Annotated in this window: 22 protein-coding genes; 2 read left to right on the top strand and 20 right to left on the bottom strand. The window is 70.2% G+C overall.

The annotated features are described in order from the left end of the window. Positions 1-10: 10 nt before the first annotated feature. Both M1L60_RS17290 and M1L60_RS17285 read right to left on the bottom strand, forming a co-directional pair. A complete protein-coding gene (locus M1L60_RS17290) occupies positions 11-388 on the bottom strand; it encodes a hypothetical protein (protein WP_253238457.1) in 378 nt (125 codons plus the stop codon). Positions 389-420: 32 nt separating this feature from the next. Beyond that, entirely contained in the window at positions 421-684 is a 264-nt protein-coding gene (locus tag M1L60_RS17285) for a hypothetical protein (RefSeq protein WP_253238456.1), read from the bottom strand. Between the two features lie 74 nt (positions 685-758). On the opposite strand from M1L60_RS17285, the gene M1L60_RS17280 reads away from it, so the two are divergent. Then, positions 759-1,310, top strand: a complete 552-nt coding sequence (locus tag M1L60_RS17280; RefSeq protein WP_253238455.1) for a DUF6886 family protein — start codon at positions 759-761, stop codon at positions 1,308-1,310. On the opposite strand, the gene M1L60_RS17275 is transcribed toward M1L60_RS17280, so the two are convergent. From M1L60_RS17275 to M1L60_RS17220, 12 genes are all read right to left on the bottom strand, one after another. Then, the gene (locus M1L60_RS17275; protein ID WP_253238454.1) at positions 1,285-1,869 is read right to left on the bottom strand and encodes a TetR/AcrR family transcriptional regulator; all 585 of its coding nucleotides are present in this window, start codon (positions 1,867-1,869) and stop codon (positions 1,285-1,287) included. The genes M1L60_RS17280 and M1L60_RS17275 overlap by 26 nt on opposite strands. After that, entirely contained in the window at positions 1,866-3,068 is a 1,203-nt protein-coding gene (locus M1L60_RS17270) for an acyl-CoA dehydrogenase family protein (RefSeq protein ID WP_253238453.1), read from the bottom strand. Before M1L60_RS17270 ends, M1L60_RS17275 begins: the two co-directional genes overlap by 4 nt. After that, positions 3,068-4,063: a phosphotransferase family protein gene (locus tag M1L60_RS17265; protein WP_253238452.1), complete on the bottom strand. Its 996-nt coding sequence runs from the start codon at positions 4,061-4,063 to the stop codon at positions 3,068-3,070. Before M1L60_RS17265 ends, M1L60_RS17270 begins: the two co-directional genes overlap by 1 nt. Beyond that, entirely contained in the window at positions 4,060-4,836 is a 777-nt protein-coding gene (locus tag M1L60_RS17260; RefSeq protein ID WP_253238451.1) for an SDR family NAD(P)-dependent oxidoreductase, read from the bottom strand. The genes M1L60_RS17265 and M1L60_RS17260 overlap by 4 nt, the downstream gene beginning before the upstream one ends. Further along, complete coding sequence (locus tag M1L60_RS17255; protein WP_253238450.1) at positions 4,833-5,576, bottom strand: SDR family oxidoreductase; 744 nt, start codon at positions 5,574-5,576, stop codon at positions 4,833-4,835. Before M1L60_RS17255 ends, M1L60_RS17260 begins: the two co-directional genes overlap by 4 nt. Positions 5,577-5,621: 45 nt before the next feature. Beyond that, entirely contained in the window at positions 5,622-6,887 is a 1,266-nt protein-coding gene (locus M1L60_RS17250; protein ID WP_253238449.1) for an ABC transporter substrate-binding protein, read from the bottom strand. Then, positions 6,884-7,891 carry a branched-chain amino acid ABC transporter permease gene (locus M1L60_RS17245; RefSeq protein ID WP_253238448.1) on the bottom strand — a complete coding sequence of 336 codons (1,008 nt, stop codon included), beginning with the start codon at positions 7,889-7,891 and terminating at the stop codon, positions 6,884-6,886. Before M1L60_RS17245 ends, M1L60_RS17250 begins: the two co-directional genes overlap by 4 nt. Next, positions 7,888-8,766, bottom strand: a complete 879-nt coding sequence (locus M1L60_RS17240; protein ID WP_253238447.1) for a branched-chain amino acid ABC transporter permease — start codon at positions 8,764-8,766, stop codon at positions 7,888-7,890. The genes M1L60_RS17245 and M1L60_RS17240 overlap by 4 nt, the downstream gene beginning before the upstream one ends. 1 nt (position 8,767) lies before the next feature. After that, positions 8,768-9,472: an ABC transporter ATP-binding protein gene (locus M1L60_RS17235; RefSeq protein ID WP_253238446.1), complete on the bottom strand. Its 705-nt coding sequence runs from the start codon at positions 9,470-9,472 to the stop codon at positions 8,768-8,770. Then, positions 9,469-10,185 (bottom strand): ABC transporter ATP-binding protein, encoded by a 717-nt coding sequence (locus tag M1L60_RS17230; RefSeq protein ID WP_253238445.1) that lies wholly within the window; start codon positions 10,183-10,185, stop codon positions 9,469-9,471. Before M1L60_RS17230 ends, M1L60_RS17235 begins: the two co-directional genes overlap by 4 nt. Before the next feature lie 210 nt (positions 10,186-10,395). After that, complete coding sequence (locus M1L60_RS17225) at positions 10,396-11,043, bottom strand: alpha-ketoglutarate-dependent dioxygenase AlkB (RefSeq protein WP_253238444.1); 648 nt, start codon at positions 11,041-11,043, stop codon at positions 10,396-10,398. Between the two features lie 29 nt (positions 11,044-11,072). Beyond that, on the bottom strand, positions 11,073-12,587 hold the full coding sequence (locus tag M1L60_RS17220; RefSeq protein WP_253238443.1) for an MFS transporter: 1,515 nt from the start codon (positions 12,585-12,587) through the stop codon (positions 11,073-11,075). Between the two features lie 88 nt (positions 12,588-12,675). Here M1L60_RS17220 and M1L60_RS17215 point away from each other — a divergent pair, with 88 nt between their 5' ends. Next, entirely contained in the window at positions 12,676-13,449 is a 774-nt protein-coding gene (locus tag M1L60_RS17215) for a TetR/AcrR family transcriptional regulator C-terminal domain-containing protein (protein ID WP_253238442.1), read from the top strand. Here the strand turns inward: M1L60_RS17215 and M1L60_RS17210 are convergent, their stop codons facing one another. The 6 genes from M1L60_RS17210 to M1L60_RS17185 all read right to left on the bottom strand — a co-directional run bounded on the left by M1L60_RS17210 (position 13,450) and on the right by M1L60_RS17185 (position 21,298). Continuing rightward, a complete protein-coding gene (locus M1L60_RS17210; protein WP_253238441.1) occupies positions 13,450-14,475 on the bottom strand; it encodes a succinate dehydrogenase/fumarate reductase iron-sulfur subunit in 1,026 nt (341 codons plus the stop codon). Then, positions 14,475-16,391 carry a fumarate reductase/succinate dehydrogenase flavoprotein subunit gene (locus M1L60_RS17205; protein ID WP_253238440.1) on the bottom strand — a complete coding sequence of 639 codons (1,917 nt, stop codon included), beginning with the start codon at positions 16,389-16,391 and terminating at the stop codon, positions 14,475-14,477. Before M1L60_RS17205 ends, M1L60_RS17210 begins: the two co-directional genes overlap by 1 nt. A 15-nt stretch (positions 16,392-16,406) precedes the next feature. Next, a complete protein-coding gene (sdhC, locus tag M1L60_RS17200; RefSeq protein ID WP_253238439.1) occupies positions 16,407-17,228 on the bottom strand; it encodes a succinate dehydrogenase subunit SdhC in 822 nt (273 codons plus the stop codon). A gap of 249 nt (positions 17,229-17,477) precedes the next feature. After that, entirely contained in the window at positions 17,478-18,233 is a 756-nt protein-coding gene (locus M1L60_RS17195) for a hypothetical protein (RefSeq protein ID WP_253238438.1), read from the bottom strand. 174 nt (positions 18,234-18,407) lie between these two features. After that, positions 18,408-19,865, bottom strand: coding sequence for a TldD/PmbA family protein (locus M1L60_RS17190; RefSeq protein WP_253238437.1), 1,458 nt, complete (start codon positions 19,863-19,865; stop codon positions 18,408-18,410). Further along, positions 19,862-21,298, bottom strand: coding sequence for a TldD/PmbA family protein (locus tag M1L60_RS17185; protein WP_253238436.1), 1,437 nt, complete (start codon positions 21,296-21,298; stop codon positions 19,862-19,864). Before M1L60_RS17185 ends, M1L60_RS17190 begins: the two co-directional genes overlap by 4 nt. Positions 21,299-21,320: the final 22 nt, after the last annotated feature.

The raw sequence follows: 21,320 nt of genomic DNA, 5'->3' as shown, positions 1-21,320 counted from the left end.
CGGCCTTGCTTCACACCCTCACAAGACTGATGCGACCGCCACACAGCTTGATCATGCCGTTGGAATCGGAGGTCAGCATCACCACGGGGCGGCGCTGGCGCAGCGCCGCCCCGGCGACCGCCGCATCGATCGCATACTTGTGGCCATGCAGACCGGCGTCCATCAGTAATTTCGAGGCTGCCCTTGCCTCTTCCTCGCCCACCGGGATCACCCGCACGCCGGAGAGCACCCAGTTCAGGCGGGACTTGTTCGTGCGGGCGGGAACGGCCTCGACGATGGTGAGCGCGCTGATCACGGCTTCCATGCCACGGGCGCGGGCCGCGGCCACCAGAGCCACGACCTGCTCGTCGTCGGCGAGCAACTTCGAAAGCCCCTCGCTGTCGAGCACCAACGTTCCCTCGTGGCTCGGGCGGCGGCGGGTCACTCGACCTCAGCCTCGGTGAACACGTCGTCGAAGACCTGCCGTGCCCGCTCGCGGGCCTGCTCGGAAACCGGCCCCCGACGGCTCTCGTAGTCGGCCAGATACTCGTCGAGCACTTGCCCCCGCAACTCCCGTTCCACCGCCTCGGCGATGTAGGCGGAGAATTCGCGCTTGCCCACGCGGGCCCGGATCGCGTCGGCGGTCCCCTCCAGCAGCGAAAGGCTCACTCGTGTCGCTGGCCCCTCGCCGATGCTGAATCCCATGACGCCAGTGTCAAACGAGTAGGAAAGCGTTTATGCATTGCGGCCCGACGCGACCGGGCTGGGAGACTGCAGGGATGCGTCCACGGGCTGGGGAAGTGCTGCACTTCAGTGAGGATCCGGGTATCGCGCGGTTCGTGCCGCACGTGGCGGTGACGTCGCGGGAGGCTGAGGCGTACGTGTGGGCGGTCGGGGCCGATCGGGCGCCCGACTACTGGTTTCCGCGGCAATGTCCGCGGGCGATGGCGTGGGTGGTCGACGGCACGTCCGATGTGGATCGGGATCGTATTGTCGGGGCCGGCAGCGGGGTGCGGGTGCATGCCATCGAGTACGGGTGGCTCGAGGCGATCCGCACGGCCCGGCTCTACGCCTACCGGCTTCCGGCGGGGCCGTTCCAGCCGATCGCCTCGCCGGGCGCCGAGCCGCACGCGATGGTGGCCACCGAGGTGGTCGAGCCGCTCGGGCCGGCCGAAGAGGTGGGCGATCTGTTCGCCTGCCACGCCTCGGCTGGCATCCAGCTGCGTGTGCTCGACAACCTGTGGCCCTTCTGGGATCAGGTTGTCGAGAGCACGCTCGACTTCAGCGGCATCCGATTGCGCAACGCTAAGCCGCGCCCAGCAGGGCCGTGATTGTTCTCGACAGCGTCGACCTGGCCGCCGTTACCGACAGGTCCATGTTTTCGCGCCAGGTGGCCCAGGTCGGCCACATGCTCACCGCGGTCAGGGCGTCGAGCAGTTCGTCGTTGCCGTCGACCTCGGGGGCGAACAGGGTGGCCAGCTCTTCGCGGACCCGTTTGACGTGCATGCGGCGGTAGCGGCGCAGCGTGTCGCTGAACGGCTCTTTTATCGCCGCCGCCTTGGCCGTCGGGCCGATCTGTTCGAGCAGACGGGCCCGCTGCCGGCAGTAGGCCTCGATGCGCTCGGCCAGCGGCAGGTCGGGCGAGATGGGCCGGTGCGAGGCGTCGCGCAGTTCGAGGACCCGCTTGCCGCTCGCGGTGAACAGGGCCTCCATGTCGGCGAAGTGGCTCCACAGCGCGCGCAGCGACACGCCCGCCGTCCTGGCGATGCGGTCGGCGGTCGGGCGCAGGTCACCCTCGCCGATGAGCTGCAGGTGGGCGTCGACGATGGCGTTGCGGGTGCGTTCGGACCGGGCGGTGCGCCCGTCGACACGCTGCTGGGCTGGGCTCACGAGGCGGCGCTCCGGTAGCGGTTCAACTCCCGCCGGGCCAGCGAGCGCTTGTGCACCTCGTCCGGTCCGTCGGCCAGCCGCAGCGTACGCGCTGCCGCCCATAGTGCCGCGAGCGGCGTGTCCTGTCCGACGCCGGCGGCGCCGTGGGTCTGGATGGCCTTGTCGACGATCCATTCGACCGTCGCGGGCACGATGATTTTGATGGCCTGGATCTCGGTGTGGGCGCCCTTGTTGCCGACCGTGTCCATCAGCCAGGCCGCCTTGAGCACCAGCAGCCGGGCCTGCTCGATGCGCACGCGGGACTCCGCGATCCAGTCCTGCACGACGCCCTGCTCGGCCAGCGGTTTGCCGAACGGGGTGCGGCTCAGCGCCCGCGTGCACATCAGTTCCAGGGCACGTTCGGCCATCCCGATCAGCCGCATGCAGTGGTGGATGCGGCCCGGGCCCAGGCGCGCCTGTGAGATGGCGAAGCCGCCGCCCTCCTCGCCGATGAGGTTCGACACCGGCACCCGTACGCCCTCGAACAGCACCTCGGCGTGGCCGCCGTGATCGCCGTCGGTGTAGCCGAAGACCGTCATGCCCCGCTTGACGGTCACGCCCGGCGTGTCGCGGGGGACCAGCACCATGCTTTGCTGCACGTGCCGGGCCGCGTCGGGGTCGGTCTTGCCCATCACGATGAAGATGCGGCAGTTCGGGTTCATGGCGCCGGTGATGTAGAACTTGCGCCCGGTGATGACGTAGTGGTCGCCGTCGCGCTCGATCCGGGTGCCGATGTTGGTGGCGTCGGACGAGGCGACCTGCGGCTCGGTCATCGCGAAAGCGGAACGGATCGTGCCGTCGAGCAACGGCTGCAACCACTGCTGCTTCTGCTCCTCGGTGCCGAACTCGGCCAGCACCTCCATGTTGCCGGTGTCGGGCGCGGCGCAGTTCAGCGCGGGTGGCGCGATGTGCGGGCTGCGGCCGGTGATCTCGGCCAGCGGCGCGTACTGCAGGTTGCTCAAGCCGGCGCCGTGCTCGCCGGGCAGGAACAGGTTCCACAGACCCGCGCTTTTCGCAGCGGCTTTGAGGTCGTCCAGCAGGGGCGGCGGCGACCAGGAGTCGCTGTGGAAGCCGGCCTCGGCCGGATAGACGTGGTCGTCCATGAAGGACAGAAGCCGCTTGCGGTAGTCCTCGGTCCGCTCGTCGAAGGCGAAGTCCATCAGTGTCCCTCCAGCGCCTCGTGGCCGCGCATGACCAGTGGGCCGACCATCTGACCGATCGACTCGAAGCCCTCGCCCACGGTCTGCCCCTGAACGTATCGGTAGTGCACGCCCTCGAGAATGACGGCGAGCTTGAACGCGGCAAATCCCACATACCAGTGCAGATCGCTGACGTCGCGCCGGCTGCGTTCGGCGTAGCGAGCGCCCAGTTCGGCCAGGCTCGGGTGCCCGGGCACGCGCAGCGGCGCGGTCGGCCGGCCGCCCGCGCCCGGGTTGAGCGGCAGGTCGGCATAGATGAGCATCAGGGCGACGTCACTGAGCGGGTCGCCCAGCGTCGACATCTCCCAGTCGAGGACGGCGTTGACCTGCAGCGCGTCGCCGATCAGCACGTTGTCGAGGCGGAAGTCGCCGTGCACCACCGTGCCCGGGCCGCCGGCCGGGATGTCGACCGCGAGCCGGGCGTGCAGCTCCTCGATGCCGGCCACCTCGCGGCTGCGGGACGCGTCGAGCTGCTTCTTCCACCGCACGACTTGGCGCTGGTTGAAGCCCTCGGGGCGGCCGAAGCCCTCCAGCCCGATCGCCGCCGGGTCGAGCGCGTGCAGGTCGGCCAGAGTGTCCACGAGCGACAGCGTCAGCGCCCGCATCTGGTCGGGCCCGAGCGCTTCGAGGGCGGCGATGTCGCGATAGATGGTGCCGTCGACGTGTTCCATCAGATAGAAGGGCGCGCCGATCACCTCGGTGTCGGTGCACAGCAGCACCGGCCGAGGCGCGGGGAAGCCTGCCTTCGACAGGGCTTCGAGTACGCGATGTTCGCGCGCCATGTCGTGGGCCGTGGGCAGCACGTGGCCGAGTGGGGGACGGCGCAGCACCCAGCGCTGCTCGCCGTCGGTCACCGCGTACGTCAAATTCGACCGGCCGCCGGCGAACATGCGACCTGTCAGTTCCCGCTCGCTCTTGAGGTACGCCCGCAGGCGTTCGAGGTCGAGTCCCCTCATCGGGCCTCGCCCTCGAAGGCGCGCTGCATCTTGTTCATGCCACCCAGCCAGCGGTCGGGGTCGGCCGCCCGCAGCTGGTAGAACTCGGCCACCTCGGCGTGGGGCAGGATCAGGAAGCTGTCGCCCTGCAACGCCTCGCCGACCTTGGCCGCGACCACGTCGGGCTCCAGAGCGCTCTCGGCCAGCAGGGCGGCGCTGGCGCTGCCGCGCGCGCTGCCCCGGGTCAGCATGTCGGTGCGAACGCCCTGCGGGCACAAGGCCTGCACCGTGATGCCGCGGTGGTGGTAGGTGGCGCGCAGCCATTCCGCGTAGGCGAGGGCAGCGTGTTTGGTGACCGCGTAGGGCGCGCTGCCGAGCAGCGAGAGCAGCCCGGCCGCGCTCACGGTGATGACCAGCCGCTTCGGTTCACCCTGGTCGAGCCACCGCGGCAGCAACGCCCGCGTGACGTAGACGTGGGACATCACGTTCACGGCGAAGTCGCGCGTCCAGACGTCGTCGGGGGTGTTCTCGTCGCCCGCGGTCAGCACCCCGGCGTTGGCGCAGAACAGGTCGATGCCGCCCAGTTCGGCCCAGGCGGTGTCGATCAGGCGCTGGGTGTCCTGTTCGTTCGCCGCGTCCCCGGGCACCGGCAGGCCGCCGATCTCGCTGGCCACCGCCTCGGCCGCGGCCGGGTCGACGTCGTTGACGACGACCTCGGCCCCCTCGGCCGCGAACCGGCGGGCCAGCGCCGCGCCGATCCCGCCGCCGGCGCCGGTGACGACGACCCGCTTCACTGCATCTTCCCGGTCAGGGTGACGCCGCCGTCGAGGACGAGGGTCTGGCCGGTGATCCAGCCGGCGTCGGCCGAGCTGAGGAACGCGACCGCGCCGGCCACGTCCTCGGGGACGCCCAGCCGGGCCAGCGGATAGCCGGCCGACACCTGTTCCTCCCGGCCCTCGAACAGCGCGGACGCGAACTTGGTCTTGACCACGGCCGGGGCGACCGCGTTGACCCGCACCTTGGGCGCCAGCTCGACGGCCAGCTCCTCGGTGAGGTGGATCAGCGCGGCCTTGGTGACGCCGTAGAAGCCGATGCCGGGCGCCGGTCGGACGCCCGAGACCGACGAGATGTTGACGATCGAGCCGCCCTCGGCCAGCCCGCCGCGCAGGGCCTCTTGCACCCAGCCGACCGTGCCGAGCACGTTGACCTCGAAGATCTTGCGCGCCGCGCCCAGGTCGAGCGAGGCCAGCGGCCCGTAGACGGGGTTGATGCCGATGTTGTTGACCAGGGCTGTGACCGGGCCGAACTGCCCGAGCACGGTGTCGACGACGGCGGAGCGGTGATCGGGGTCGTCACCCTTGCCGGCCACCCCGATCGCCACCTCGGCCCCGCCCAGATCCTTGGCCGCCGAGTCGAGCGCGGCCGCGTCCCGCCCGGTGATGCAGACCTTGTATCCGTCGGCCACGAAGCGTTGCGCGATGGCGAACCCGATCCCTCTGCTGGCTCCCGTAACGATCGCCACTTGGTCCGCCATCAACACTCCCTCGTCAGTTCTGATCATGTAGTCCCGAAGCCCACCTTAGGCAGCGGGGATGCCGTTCGCTGGCGGGGCCACCGCCGCCTGCTCGTAAACCTCGACCGCGCCGTCGCCGTCGTCGGTGCGGAACGGCTTGCCGATCCACTTGGCCTGGCCGCCCTCGATGGTGGTGAGCTGCTCGCCGCCGTAGCCGGAGTGGTCGGTGGCCGAGTAGCGCGTCGGCACCAGGCCGGGCCCGGTGAAGCCACCCTTCTTGACCGCCTCGATGATGCCGTCACGGGTCAGGTCCTTGCCCGCGGCCTGCAGCGACTGGACGAACAGGTACGCGACGGACATGCCGTACACGACGTTGTTGTCCATCTCGGCACCGGAGTTGTACTCCTTGTTGACCTTCGTGTACAGCTGGATCCACGGGTTCGCGGTGTCGTTGACCAGCGGCAGGTAGTTCGCCGCCACGACGCCCTCCAGCAGCGGTGCGGCCGCCCCCAGCGTCTTGGCCAGGGTGGTCGGGTCGGAGCCGACGTTGCTCACCACGAACTGCGGCTTGAACCCGATCTTGGCGGCGGTGCCGATCGAGAGCGCGGTGAAGCCGGGCACGGTGGCCAGCATGACGACCTGGCAGCCGGCCGCCTTGAGCGCGCCGATCTGCGGCCCGACGTTGGGGTTGCTGGTCACGTACGACTGCTTGGCCGCGACCGGACCCAGGATCTTCTCGATGCCGGCCAGGCTGTCCCGCCCGAAGTCGTCGTCCTGGCCCAGGAAGCAGACCTTCTTGCCGGCGTGCTCGGTCTTGACGTGGGTGGCCAGGATCTTGCCCTCGACGGTGTAGTCCGGGTTGAAGCCGAACGTGCCGGGATACTTGTCGGGCTGGTTCCAGCTGCGGCTGCCGCTGGCCACGAACAGGTCGGGCACCCGGTTGGTCTTGAGGAAGTCGAGCACGCCGCTGTGCGTGGGCGTGCCCAGGCCGTTCAGGATGGCGAAGACCTTGTCCTGCAACACCAATTGCCGTACGACCTGCTGGGTGTTGGCCGGGTTGTAGCCGTCGTCCATGATCTTGTATGTGATCTTGCGGCCGTGCACGCCGCCGTTCGCGTTCACGTAGTCGAAGTAGGCCTTGGTGGCCGGGGCGATCTTGGAATAGCCGGCGGCCGCCGGGCCGGTGAGGGGCATGTGCGTGCCGACGACGATCTCGGTGTCGGTCACGCCCGGGGTGTCGGCGCTGCTACTGCTGCCGCCGCCGTCGGAGTTGCTGCAGCCGGAGACGGCCAGCAGCACTGCGGCGGTGAGAGCGGTCGCGGTGCGTTTCATCGGTGGCCTTTCTTCTTGAAGGGGCGCAGTGAAGCGAGCCCACCAGGCGCGGCGAGCATGACGACGACGAGAACGACGCCGAAGAAGGTGAGCGCGAGGTTGCCCTCGAGCCGTTGCGAGCCGGCCGCCTCGCCGATCTCGTGCGCGACCGCGGGCAGCGCCACCAGCAGCACCGCGCCGATCAGGGCGCCGGTGAGCCGGCCGAGCCCGCCGATGACGATCGCCATCAGCAGGAACAGCGAGAGGGTGAGCGGGAAGGCGCCGGGCGAGACACTCTGCGCGATGACCGCGAAGAGGGCGCCGGCCAGACCGGCGCAGGCCGCCGAGACGACGAACGCGGCGACCTGCGTGCGGGCGACGCTGATGCCGGCGAGACGGGCTGCTGTCTCGTCGTCACGCACGGCCCGCATGTCCCGGCCGAACCGGCCCCGGGTGAGCAGGGCCAGCGCCAGCACGGTGATCAGGGCGCCACCCCAGCAGACCCAGGCCTGCCACTGCTCGTTCGTCATGGACTCGGGCGGCGGGTTCAACATCACCGACAGGCCCTGGTCGCTGTTGAAGGTCTCGTCGAATGTGCTGGTGATCGAGGGCACGACCACGGCCACGGCCAGGGTGAGGCCGGCCAGGTAGGGCCCGCGCAGCCGGGCCGCGGCCAGGCCGATGACGGCGCCGACGGCGGTGGTGACCAGGATCGCCACGATGATGCCGACGACGAGCAGGTTGAACTTGTTCTGCCAGAGCGCCAACGTGTAGGCCCCGGTGGCCATCAACGCGCCGTGGCCGAGCGACAGCTGTCCATTGAGGCCGGTCAGCACGGTCAGGCCCGCGGTGACACAGAGGTATGCCCCCACGGTCGCCAACTGGTAGGTGCGGAACGGCGGCAGCGTGTACGTCAGGGCCACGACGATCGCGGCCCCGATCATGACGACGAGCAGGGGACTGAACCTTCTCCGCATCGGCGGCGAGGCGATGCGTGTGGCGACGCGATCCCGGACCACAGTCATGCCGTCCTCGCTTTCGATCGGGAGAAGAGACCGTCGGGACGGCTCAGCAGGACGACGACGAGCAGGGCCAGGACGGCCATCGGGGCGACCGTGGCGCCGAGGTAACCGCTGATGTACGAGAGCAGCAGGCCGACGATCAGGCCGCCGAGCACCGCGCCGATCGGGCTGTCGAGCCCGCCCAGCACGGCCGCCGTGAAGGCGGAGATGAAGACGATGTCCATCGCCGTCGGATGCAGGCCCAGCTCGGTGGGGATGACGAGCATGCCGGCCAGCGAGCCCACGGCCGCGGCGAGCGCCCAGCCCAGCGTCAGCATGCCGCCGACCGGCACGCCGAGCAGCCGGGACACGTCGGGCGCGAAGGCGGCCGCCCGCATGCGCAGCCCGGTGGGCGTACGGGTGAAAAGCAGCGTGAGCAGCACGACCACCGCGCCCACGGCGGCGAACACGAACAGGTCGTAGCGGGAGAGCAGGGCCACCCCGCCGATGTTGAAGGCGTCGCGGCTGAACGGGGCCGGGGCCGGCCGGAACTCGTTGCCGTAGATCATGCCGAGCACGCCCTGGATGATCAGCACCAGGCCGAGCGCGACGACGACGCCGTTGAGCGGGGACGAGTGGTCGACGAAGCGCATCACCACACGCTCGACGCCGGCGCCGATCAGCAGGCCGGCGACCAGCGCGACGATGAAGCCGAGCCAGTAGGAGCCGGTCGCGTCGGCCACCGAGTAGGCCACGTAGGCCGTGGCCACCGCCATCGCGCCCTGGGCGAAGTTGACGATGCGGGTGGCCCGCCAGATCAGCACCAGGGCCAGCGCGAACGCGGCGTAGACGGCGCCCCGGCTCAGGCCGTCGAAGGTGAGGAAGAGAAATCGGTCCATGTCAGAACCCCAGGTAGGCGTGCCGGAGGTCGGCGTCGTCGACGAGCGTCGCCGCGTCGTGCCGGGTGACGATGCGGCCCAGCGACAGCACGACCCCCTGGTCGGCGATCGAGAGCGCGCTGCGGACGTTCTGCTCGACCAGCAGGACGGCCAGCCCGGTGCGGTCGCGCAGGTCGCGCAGCAGAGCCATGATCTGCGCGGTGATCTTGGGGGCGAGGCCCAGCGAGGGCTCGTCGAGCAGCAGGAGCCGGGGCTGGGCGGCCAGCGCGCGGCCGATCGCGAGCATCTGGCGCTCGCCGCCCGAGAGCTGGTGACCCAGGTGGCCGCGGCGCTCGGCGAGCCGGGGGAACAGCTCGTAGATCGGCTCGAGCGGGGGCTGCGGTTTGCGCCAGAGCCCGCCGAGACGCAGGTTTTCGTCGACGGTCAGCTCGGTGACGACACCGCGGCCCTCGGGCACGTGGGCGATGCCGTGGTGCACCATCCGTTCGACCTTGATGCCGCGCAGGTCTTGCCCGTCGAAGGTGACGCGTCCGCTGGTGGCGGGCAGCAAGCCCGACAGGGTGCGCAGCAAAGTCGACTTGCCCGCGCCGTTGGCCCCCAGGACGGCCACGATCTGTCCGGGTTCGACGGTCAGGCTGACGTCGTGCAGCACGGGCGCGGCGCCGTAGCCGGCGGTCAGCCCCTCGACCTCGAGCAGCGCGCTCATGCCGCCGCCCCCAGGTAGGCCTCGGCGACCTTGTCGTTGGTGCGGATCTCGCCCGGGGTGCCGAGCGCGATCGGCTTGCCGAAGTCGAGGACCAGGATCTCGTCGCAGACCGACATGACCAGTTCCATGTGGTGCTCGACGAGCAGCACCGTGGTCTGCGCGCCCTGGATCAGCTCGGCCAGCCAGCGGATCTCGTCGGCGTCGAGGCCACCGGCGGGCTCGTCGAGCATGAGAATGCGGGGCTTCGCGGCCAGGGCGCGGGCCAGCTCGACCCGTTTGCGTTTCGCGTAGGGCAGCGAGCCCGGCAGCGCGCCGGCGTGCTCGGCGACGCCGCAGCGCTCGAGCGCCGCCCACGCGTCCGCCTCGGGCTTGCGCGACCGCGCCCCGACCAGCACGTTCTCGAGGACGGTCATGCCGCTGAACTGGCCGACCCCCTGCAACGTGCGGGCGATGCCGCGCCGCGTGAGGTGGTGCGGCTTGGGCCGGAACGCCTTGCCGTCGAGGGTGAGGGCGCCGGACTGGGGGCCCACGAACCCGCAGATGACGTTGAAGAGGGTGGTCTTGCCCGCGCCGTTGGGTCCGATGATCCCGACGATGCGACCCGGCGCGACCCGCAGGGAGACGTCGTCGAGGGCGAGCAAGCCTCCGAAACGGACGGTTATGTGGTGCAGGGCCAGGCCCTGATCGTCGTCGGGGAGCGGTTCCGCTGACATGGTCACCTCGGCTCGGAAGAACGGCGCGGCCGTCCTCTGTGGAGCGATCCCGGCAAACTATTTACACTTGCAGTGTAACTTTCTCGGCGCGCACGTCAACCGCCTGTTTCCAAGTTGTTTCCATCGACGTTTATCGCACGCCGCAGGGCGTTGCGGGCGGTCTCGGCGTCCGCTTTGCGAGGGGTGCGGAACTTGGCCCGCCGCCTTGTGTCAGGCGACGTCGACCGGGCGGAACTGGACGCTGATGCGCGGGCCGACCGGTCGGGCCGTCTTGAGGATCGCGTGTTCCCAGGTGCGCTGGCACGAGCCGCCCATGACGATCAGGTCGCCGTGGCCGAGTGGGAAGCGCACCGTGTCGTGGCCGCCGGCCCGCGGGCGCAGGGAAAGGTGGCGCGGGGAGCCCAGCGAGACGATGGCCACCATCGTGTCGTGGCGGGCCGAGCGGCCCAGCGTGTCGCCGTGCCAGGCGACGCTGTCGCGCCCGTCGCGATAGAGGCACATGCCGGCGGTGACGAACTCTTCGCGCAGCTCGGCCTCGTAGTGGGTGTTGAGCTGGGCCTTGGCCTCGGTCAGGGCGGGGTGGGGCAGTGTCTCGTCGGCGCCGAACCAGCGCAGCAGGCGGGGGACGTCGACGACCGTGTCGTACATCTGGCGGCGGTCGGCCCGCCAGTCGATGCCCAGCAGGGCCTCGAAGACGGCGTCGGAGCCGTGGAGCCAGCCGGGCAGCACGTCGACCCACGCGCCGGCGGTGAGGTGGTGGCGCTGGATGTGACCCGCGAGCGCGCCGACGCCGGGGGCGTCGGGGCCCCCGGCGTCGCCGCCCAGGTCGAACATCGATGGCTGATAGGTGCTGGTCATGCGGCCATGTTAGTACGGCTGTTCGAAGATCAGCTCGTCAGTTGCGACTCCGGCTCCTGCGGCGCAGTCTCTTCGGACGCCGGGGGCGGGGTCGGGCGCAGCACGGCGATGGCGACCACTGCCGCCACCGCGCCGCCGACGACGCCGATCAGCGAGGTCGAGGCGATGGCCGAGACGAAGGAGTCCTGGGCGACCCGGGCCAGAGCCGCGTCACCGGTGGTGGCGGCGACGCGCAGGGCGTCGCCGATCGAGTCGCGGGCCGCGCCGGTCACGTCGGCCGGCATCGCGGACCGATAGGTGGCGGTGAGCACGGTGCCGAGCACGGCCACGCTCAGCGCCGTGCCGACCTGCTGCACGGTGTCGTTCACGGCGGAGCCGACACCAACCCGCTCGGGCGGCAGCGCGCTCATCAGGGTTCCGTACGCCGCGGGCCCGGCCGTGCCGCTGCCCATGCCCATGACGACCAGCGCGAACGCCAGCTTGAGATAACCGTCGCCGGGCGTCAGCGTGGCCAGGATGCTGAAGCCGCCGGCCATGAGCAGCAGGCCCGCGGCCAGGGCGGTGCGAGTGCCGAACTTCTTGTCGACGACCACGCCCACGCCGTTGAAGACCATGGCCGTCACCAGCATCGGGATGAACGCCGTACCGGCCTTGAGGGGTTCGTAGCCGAGCACGAACTGCAGATACTGCGTCAGTGCGAGCAGCACGCCGCCGGCCGAGAACGAGAGCAGCACGATCGAGAGGCTGGCCCCGGCGAAGTTGCGGTTGCGGAACAGCTTCAGCGGCAGCATCGGCTCGGCGACCTTGCGCTCCCACAGGGCGAAGGCGGTCAGGGCGATCGCCGCGACGGCGAAACCGCCGAGGACGGAGACCGAGCCGAGACCGGCCTGGGCCGAGTGGATCACGCCCCAGACCAGGGCGGTCATGCCGATCATGGAGAGCAGCGCGCCGAGCAGGTCGGGCTTGCTGGCGTGGCCGCGCGACTCGGGAATGCTGGCCAGTGCCGCGATGATGCCGAGGATCGCGATCGGCACGTTGAGCAGGAAGATCGAGCCCCACCAGAAGTGCTCGAGCAGCAGGCCGCCGAGGCTGGGGCCGCCCAGCGCGCCGAGCATGAGCACCGAGCTCCAGATGGCGATCGCCTTCTTGCGCTCGTCCTCGGCGAAGACCGTGGTCAGGATCGACAGCGTGCCCGGCATGAGGAAGGCCGCACCGACACCCATCAGACCGCGTACGGCGATCAGTTGTTCCGGGGTGCGGCAGAGCGTGGCCAGCACCGAGGCGCCGCCGAAGACGATCAGCCCGATCACCAGCCCCCGGCGGCGGCCGTGGCGGTCCGACAGGCTGCCCGCGGTGAGCAGCAGACCGGCGAAGACCAGGATGTACGCGTCGATGATCCACTGGATCTGGGCCGTGCTCGCGCCCAGGTCGCGGATCAGCGACGGGATCGCGATGTTGAGCACCATGTTGTCGACGACGACGACCAGCAGGCTCAGGCAGAGCACGCCGAGGATCAACCAGCGCCGAGGGTTGCGCTCCGTCATGACAGCTTCTCTCTCGTACGGCGTTCGATTGACTCGCACACCGTACCAGTCGGCTCGAACAGTGTGCGAGACCCTTTAGAATGGGCTGGTGAGAAGCTCCGAGGGGTTCACCGGCTCCGTCTGGCTCCGGCCGCCGCGGGCCCAGACCGGTCAGCCCGCGCTGAGCCGTGAGCAGATCGTCCGCGCGGCGATGGAGTTGCTCGACGCCGAGGGCCCGAGCGGGCTCAGCATGCGCCGGCTCGGAACCAAGCTCGGTTCGGGCGCGACTTCGCTCTACTGGCACGTGGCGAACAAGGACGAGCTGCTCGAACTGGCCGTCGACGAGGTGCTGGGCGAGATCTACGTGCCCGAGCCGGGCGACACCACGTGGCGGGTCGGCGCGTCGATCAGCGCCAACGGCATGCGGGCGGCCCTGCTGCGGCACCCGTGGGTGATCGGCCTGCTCGGGCTGCACCCTACGCTCGGGCCCAACGCGATGCGGCTCGGGGAACGGCTCGTGGCGCTGTTCACGGCGGCGGGTTTCACCGGCATGCCGCTGTCGCACGCAACCGCGCTGCTGAACTCCCACGCCATCGGGTCGGCGACCTCCGAGGCGGCGGTCCGGTCAGCGTTGAAGCGCACGGGCAAGACCTGGGAAGAGGTGGCGCAGGACGTCGAGCCCTACCTGGAACGGCTCGCGCCCGACAATCCGAACTACGAGAAGTGGCGCCAAGAGACCGGACCCATGCGCAAAGACCCGGACCAGGTGCTCGACGAGACGTACGCATTCGGCTTGGAACGGCTGCTCGACGGGCTGGAGATGTGGTTGCGGGACGACGGCGCGCCGGCCGCCGACGGTGACATCGGCGACCGGCGCGGCTGATCAGTGGTCGTTGTCCGGCGGCTGTGCGGGCTGCTGGTAGGACACCCGGTCGGACGGCAACGGGAACTGCTGGTCGCCGAACGGTGACGGACCACCCTGGGTGGGCAGCGTGACCTCGGTGACGTCCATCTTGCCGTCCTCGCGCACCTCGGGGCCCTCGGGACCCCGGTGGGCCGAGAAGGCCCCGCCCTGGGCCGAGTCGGTGACACCGACCGAGGAGCTCGGCGCCATGCTCACGCCCCGCGCGCCGTGGGAGCCGTTGTGGCCGTCGAGCTCGTCGCGCCGGAAGATCTTGCGGCCGAGCCAGACCAGCGGATCGTAGCGGCGGTCGACGACGCGTTCCTTCATCGGGATGATCGCGTTGTCGGTGATCTTGATGTGCTCGGGGCAGACCTCGGTGCAGCACTTGGTGATGTTGCAGAAGCCCATGCCCTGGTGGGACTGCGCGTACTCCTTGCGGTCCTCGCGGTCGTCGAGCGGGTGCATGTCGAGCTCGGCGGCCCGGATGAAGTAGCGCGGACCGGAGAACGCGGCCTTGTTCTCTTCATGGTCGCGGACCACGTGACACGTGTTCTGGCAGAGGAAGCACTCGATGCACTTGCGGAACTCTTGGCTGCGCTCGACGTCGATCTGTTGCATGCGGTAGTCGCCCGGGGCCACGCCCGGCGGCGGCGCGAAGGCCGGGGTCTCGCGCGCCTTGTCGTAGTTGAAGGAGACGTCGGTGACCAGGTCGCGGATGACCGGGAACGTGCGCAGCGGCGTGATCGTGACCGTCTCGTCCTCTTCGAACGTCGACATGCGGGTCATGCAGCCCAGCCGCGGCTTGCCGTTGATCTCCATCGAGCACGAGCCGCACTTGCCCGCCTTGCAGTTCCACCGGCAGGCCAGGTCGGGGGTCTGGGTCGCCTGCAGCCGGTGGATGATGTCGAGCACGACCTCACCCTCGTTGACCTCGACGTCGAAGTCCTCGATGTCGCCGCCGGCCGAATCGCCCCGCCAGACGCGGAAGTGGCGCTTGGTGCCCATTACTTCGCCTCCGTCTTGCTGATCGCGTCGAACTGGGTGATCTCGCCCTCGGTCAGGTATTTCGAGAGCTCGGTGCGCTCGAACAGCTGGATCAGCTCGTCACGCATGCGGGGCACCGGCTTGCGCTCGAGGTGCACGTCGCCGCTGCCGTCGACCGAGCAGACCAGGTTGATCAGCCGCCACTCCGGGTTCATCTGCGGGAAGTCCTCGCGGGTGTGACCGCCGCGGGACTCCTCGCGTTCGAGCGCCGCCTTGGCCGTGCACTCCGAGACGATCAGCATGTTGCGCAGGTCGAGCGCGAGGTGCCAGCCCGGGTTGTAGCGCCGGCCGCCGACCGCCCCGACCTGGGCCACGCGCAGCTTGAGCTCCTGGATCCGCTTCAGCGCGTCGGTCAGTTCGCCGGCCCGCCGGATGATGCCGACCAGGTCGCCCATCACGGCCTGAAGATCCTGCTGCAGGGTGTACGGGTTTTCGCCGCCCTGCCGCTCGAGCGGGGCCAGCGCCGTGATCACCGCGGACTGAACGTCGGACGTGGCGACCTTGGGCCGCTTGGCCAGCGCGTCGGTGTAGGCCGCGGCGTGCTCACCGGCCCGCTTGCCGAAGACCAGCAGGTCGGACAGCGAGTTGCCGCCGAGCCGGTTCGAGCCGTGCATGCCGCCGGACACCTCGCCCGCGGCGAACAGGCCCTCGACCGTGCCCATGGCGGCCGTGCTGTCGGGTTCGACCTCGACCCCGCCCATCACGTAGTGACAGGTCGGGCCGACCTCCATCGGCTCCTTGGTGATGTCGACGTCGGCCAGCTCTTTGAACTGGTGGTACATCGACGGGAGGCGCTTGGTGATCGTCTCGGCCGGCATGCGGGTCGAGACGTCGAGCAGGACGCCGCCGGCCTTGGTGCCCCGGCCCGCCTTGACCTCGGAGTTGATCGCGCGGGCGACCTCGTCGCGTGGCAGCAGCTCGGGTGGGCGGCGGTTGTTGTCGGGGTCGGTGTACCAGCGGTCGGCCTCTTCCTCGGTGTCCGCGTACTGCTTGCGGAACACGTCGGGCACGTAGTCGAACATGAAGCGCTTGCCGTCGCTGTTGCGCAGCACGCCGCCGTCGCCGCGCACCGACTCGGTGACCAGGATGCCCTTGACGCTGGGGGGCCAGACCATGCCGGTCGGGTGGAACTGCAGGAACTCCATGTTGATCAGCGTCGCGCCCGCCCGCAGGGCCAGGGCGTGGCCGTCGCCGGTGTACTCCCAGCTGTTCGAGGTGACCTTGTAGCTGCGGCCGACACCGCCGGTCGCCAGGATCACCGCGGGCGCCTCGAGCAGCAGGAACTCGCCCGACTCGCGGTAGTAGCCGAACGCGCCCGCGACCTTGTTGCCGTCGAGCAGCAGCTCGGTGATCGTGGTCTCGGAGAACACCCGGATGCGCGAGTCGTAGTTGCCGGTCTCGGCGAAGTCCTCTTGCTGCAGCGAGACGATCTTTTGCTGCAGGGTGCGGATCAGCTCGAGGCCGGTGCGGTCTCCGACGTGCGCGAGCCGCGGATATTCGTGGCCGCCGAAGTTGCGCTGGGAGATCTTGCCGTCCTTCGTACGGTCGAAGAGCGCCCCGTACGTCTCCAGCTCCCAGATGCGTTCCGGTGCTTCCTTGGCGTGCAGTTCGGCCATGCGGAAGTTGTTGAGGAACTTGCCGCCGCGCATGGTGTCGCGGAAGTGGACCATCCAGTTGTCGCGCGAGTTGACGTTGCCCATGGCGGCGGCCGCGCCGCCCTCGGCCATCACCGTGTGGGCCTTGCCGAACAGCGACTTCGAGATGATCGCCGTCCGCTTGCCGGCCAGCCGGGCCTCGATGGCCGCGCGCAGACCGGCGCCGCCGGCCCCGATCACGACGACGTCGTAGTGGTGTCGTTCGATTCGTGCAGTGGTCATTTTGTGCGCCGCCCCCTAGCCGACGAACCGAAGATCGGAGAACCAGCCGGCTTCCAGCGCCATGATGTAGAAGTCGGTCAGGGCCAGCGTGCCGAGCGTGATCCAGGCCAGCTGCATGTGGCGGACGTTCAGCTTCGACACGAAGGTCCAGACGCGGTAACGCACCGGGTGCTTCGAGAAGTGCTTGAGCCGGCCGCCGGTGATGTGGCGGCACGAGTGGCACGACAACGTGTAGAGCCAGAGCATGACCACGTTGCCGACCAGGATGATGTTGCCGAGCCCGAAACCGAACGAGTCGCCGCTGCGGAACGCGATCACCGCGTCGTACGTGTTGATCAGCGAGATGACCATGGCGGCGTAGAACGCGTAGCGGTGGGCGTTCTGGAAGATCAGCGGGAACCGGGTCTCGCCGGAGTACTTCTCGTGCCCGTCGGGGACCGCGCAGGCCGGCGGCGACAACCAGAAGGCCCGGTAGTACGCCTTGCGGTAGTAGTAGCAGGTCAGCCGGAAGAGCAGCAGGAACGGCAGCGTGAAGGCCGCCTCGGGCAGGATCCACCAGCTCGGCAGCGGTGTGCCGAACAGCGCTGAGCCCTCGACGCACCGATCGGTGATGCACGGCGAGTAGAACGGCGTGAGGTAGTGGTATTCCTCGACGAAATACCACTTGTGCATGAAGACGCGGACGGTCGCGTAGGCGACCCATGCCCCGAGCCCGACGAAGGTGATGAGTGGGGCGAGCCACCACCGGTCGGTGCGCAGCGTCTTGGCTGTGATGGCGGCGCGTGGTTGGTGCGGACCCTCGGGTCCCACGCCCGGCCTCGTTGCCGTCGTCGTCATTCGCTCTCCTGACGTGCCTGTCCCATGTGACCCGGCCGCCGGGCGAGGGGGAGCCCGCAGCCGCCATGCTTGCGTGATGTGGGGCACACGTTACGCCGAGGGTCGGACAGTTTCGCGCTCAGGGATGGGGTATGGATCACAAAGTTCGACCCTCATCGCACCGATACGCTCGCACACGCTAGTGGATCTTGGTGGCGCTGATCCAAAACGGACGCTGAGGTAGCAGCCGGACAGCCCGGCCGGGCCGGCTCAGAGATCGGGCGCGGCCAGCCGGCGCAGGGGACCGGCGCAGGCGGCGGGTGACCACTCGACGAGGTCGTCGGCCACCGGTTTGTTGTCGCCGTTCTTCGGGGGCACGTAGAAGGCCGGGGTGCGGGACTTGGCCTGGCGGTCGAGGGCATCGGCGTACACGGCGCGGGCGTCGAGCAACTGGCGCCAGCCGTCCTGGGCCCGGGTGTCGCTGATCTCGCCGACATAGATGCGGACGGCCGAGTTCTCATCGCGGACGGCCACCGCGCGGCCGGCCGGATTCGCGGCGGCGCCGGGCGGGTTGAGGCGGTTGAGGCGTTGTTCCAGCTCGAGGCAGTTCCGGTCGCGGAGTTCGCGCGCCTCGCGAGCATCGGACGCGGTGTCGCGCACGTCCGAGACGGCGTCGACCACGGCCAGGGCGCCCGCGCAGAGCGCGATCACGATCACCGCGGCGCCGATCGAGATGCCCGCCACGAACCACTGGCGGCGGCGCCGCTGCTTCGGCTCGCCCGCGGCCGGCGTCCCGCCGAGGCTGACCATCCGCCGCCACCCGGGCCGCGCCGCCGATCCGGTCGCCGCCGCTGGCTGGTCGCCCGGCTTGGCTGCCGAGCCGGTGGAAGGTGAGGCGGTGGCCGGGGCGGGGCTGGTCGGCGTGGTCGCGGCCGACCCGTCCACGGGTGAGGCGGCGCGATCGGATCGGGGCAGACGCGTGGTGGCGTCGTCGTCCTGGTCAGGGTCGCGCGGCGTATCGCTCACCGGCTCAGTGAAGCACGCCGGTCAATGCTCCGCCTCGGGTCGGAAACCTCATGATCACCCGCAACGGCGAGCCCGCCCTCCTCAGGGGGAGCCCCCGCTGGTCATTATCGAGTAGTTGGGCGTGATCGTGTGGTGGGGATGTGGACAACTCGCCGTTGTGGATAACCAGGACGGTCAGCCGGAGGCGTTGCCGGTGAGGTTCCAGCTGGCCAGGTGCAGGGCCGGGGCCGCGAATCGAGTGCCCGACCACCGGTCGGGAAGCAGGATCGACTCGCGGCCGATGCCCAGCACCATGCCGGCGCCCAGCGCCTGCGGATAGGACTGGGTGAAGCGCATGTTGCCGACCGCCGCGGTCACCTCGCCGTTCTCGACCAGCCAGACGCCGTTGCGGGTCAGGCCGGTGATGACCAGCGTCTTCTGGTCGAGCACCCGGGTGTACCAGAGGTCGGTGATCAGCAGGCCGCGTTCCATGCGGGCCACCAGCGGACGGGCCGACGCGGCCACCGGATCGGCCGGGTCGCCGGCGGGCGCGGCGGCCGGGGCGGGCGAGGCCTCCAGCCGTACGTGGGTGGCGTAGGGACCCCACGTGCGCGACGAACCCGAAGCGTGGCCGGTGGACACCGTGCCCGCCTCGGCGGCCGACGTGCGGTCGTGGGCCACCGCCTTGGTCACGCCCTCGCGCACCAGCACCAGCGACTCGCGGGGCGTGCCCTCGTCGTCGAACGGCAGGCCCGCAGCGTGCTCGTCGCGGCTGCCCAGCGGCTCGTCGATCAGGGTCACCGACGGGTCGAACTGGTCGGCCCCGAGCTCGGCGAACGACTGCTTCTGGGCGTACGCCTTGCCGTTGAACCCGAAGACGGAGAAGTTGTCGAGCAGGTCGGCCACCGCCTCGGGCTCGAGCACGACCTCGTAGCGGCCGGGCGTTAGCTCGACCGGATTCCGCGCAGCACGGGCCTTGGCCGCCGCTCGCGCCCCGAGGGCCGTGCCGTCGAGGTCAGCCAGGCGGCCACTGGCCAGCCGAGCCACCCCGTCGGCGCCGTCGGCGCGGGCGATGCCGTCCATCGCCGCCTCGGCTGTGCGCCCCTCGGCCGACTGCCCGGCGCTGTTGGCGAAAGCGGCCGACGTGTAGACCGTGCGGCAGTAACCGGCCGTTTCCAGGCCCTCGGCGGCCCGGACGAAATCGCGGACACGGTCGGCCCGTTCGGCCGGGGTGGCCCGCGCGGTCGCCTCGTCGAAGCCGAAGTCGAGCCGGGAGTGCTCGCCCGAACCGTGGTAGCCGGCCGAGTGGTGCAGCGGGCTGGGCGGGGTGAGCCCGGGCCAGGTGCCGTCGGGCGGGCTCAGCCGGGCCGCCGCGACCGTCCGCTCGACCAGGCCCCGCAGCCCGTCGGCGTCGACGATCGTGGTGGCGCCGGACGCGGTGCGCCCGTCGAGGTGCAGCCGCAGGCCGACGGTGGTGACCGCGTCGGCCACGTTCTGGTGGATCATCGACACGGCGAACCGGGTCAGCGCCTGGGCGTCGTGACGCACCATGACCTCGGCCTCGGCCGACGGGCCCGCCGCCTGCCGCACCAGGTCGACGACCCGGGCCGCGAGATCGAGCTCGACGGAGGATCGAATGCTCTCGAGACTCATCCCCGCACCCCCACACGGACGTCGGTGAACCTGGCCGGCGCGGCCGGATGACCCGTATGACCCACCTGGCCGGGCTGGCCCTTGCCGCAGTTGGGCGTGCCCCAGGCGACGGTCTCGGACGACAGCATGTCCATCGACTGCCAGAACTTGGGGCCGATGCCGGTGTAGGTCGGGTTGCGCAGCATGCGGCCGCGCTTACCGTTCTTGATCTCGTAGCCGATCTCGCAGCCGAACTGGAAGTTGAGCCGGCGGTCGTCGATCGACCACGAGCGGTTGACGTCCATGAACACGCCGTCGTCGGTGGCCGCGATGATCTCGTCGAGCGTGTGCGGGCCGGGTTCGAGGCCCACATTGGTCATGCGGACCATCGGCAGCCGGGCCCAGCCGTCGGAGCGCACGCTGCCCGCGTAGTCGAGCCCGGCCACGGCGGCCGAGTCACGCCCGGCCAGCACGCCGACCCAGACGCCGTCGCGCACGGCGTCGCGTTTGGTGGCCGGGGTGCCCTCGTCGTCGAAGCCGAAGCTGCCCAGCGCGCCCGGCAGGCTGGGGTCGATCGTGATGTTCATGAGCTCGGAGCCGTAGCGCAGCGAGCCCAGCTTGCGCAGGTCGAGCCAGCTGGTGCCGGCGAACGCGGCCTCCCAGCCGAGGATGCGGTCGAGCTCGATGGCGTGGCCGACCGACTCGTGGATCTGCAGGGCGAGTTGTTCGCCGCCGAGCACCAGCGTCGTCTCGCCGGTGGGGCAGAGCGGGGCGGTGAGCAGGGCGCGGGCCTCTTCGGCCATGCGCGGCGCGTTACCGATCAGGTCTAGGCTGTCGACGAGTTCCCAGCCACGGGTGCCGTACTGGCCGCCGTACGAGGGCCAGGAGCGCCGCTGGATCTCACCGTCGCCGAACGCGCTGGCCCAGACCCCGGCGCCGCACTCGCGGGTGTGCTGGTCGATGCGGTGGCCCTCGCTCGAGACGAACCACTTGCGCGTGTCCCACACCGTGACCGAGCCCTGGGCGAGATCGGCGCCGGCCGCCTTGGCCGCGGCGGTGGCCGCCACCAGCAGATCGCCCTTGGTCGACAGGGGCACGCCGAGCGGGTCGATCTCGCACTCGTTGGCCCAGCTCGCCTCGACCGCGGCCGAGGACACCAGATCGACCGGCGGCCCGGGCACGGTGGCGCTGGCCGCGGCGATCTGCGCGGCCCGGCGCCCGGCCGCGCGGGCGGCCGAATCGGAGAGATCGGGCACGGCGTAGAAACCCCACGACGACCCGACCAGGGCCCGGACACCGAGGCCGGCGCTCTCGTCGGAGTAGACCTCTTCGACGTCACCGTCGCGGGCGGACATCGACTCGGTGCGCCGCACCATGACGCGGCAGTCGGCATAGCGCGCCCCGGCCTCGAGAGCGGCCTGCACCGCCGCCGAAGCCTCATCGAAGTGACTCATGGCCCGACCCTAGGCGACGGGT

It is taken from the genome of Paractinoplanes aksuensis (genome assembly GCF_024137025.1).
Classification (GTDB): domain Bacteria; phylum Actinomycetota; class Actinomycetes; order Mycobacteriales; family Micromonosporaceae; genus Actinoplanes; species Actinoplanes aksuensis.
This window is presented reverse-complemented; position numbering and strand designations above follow the sequence as displayed.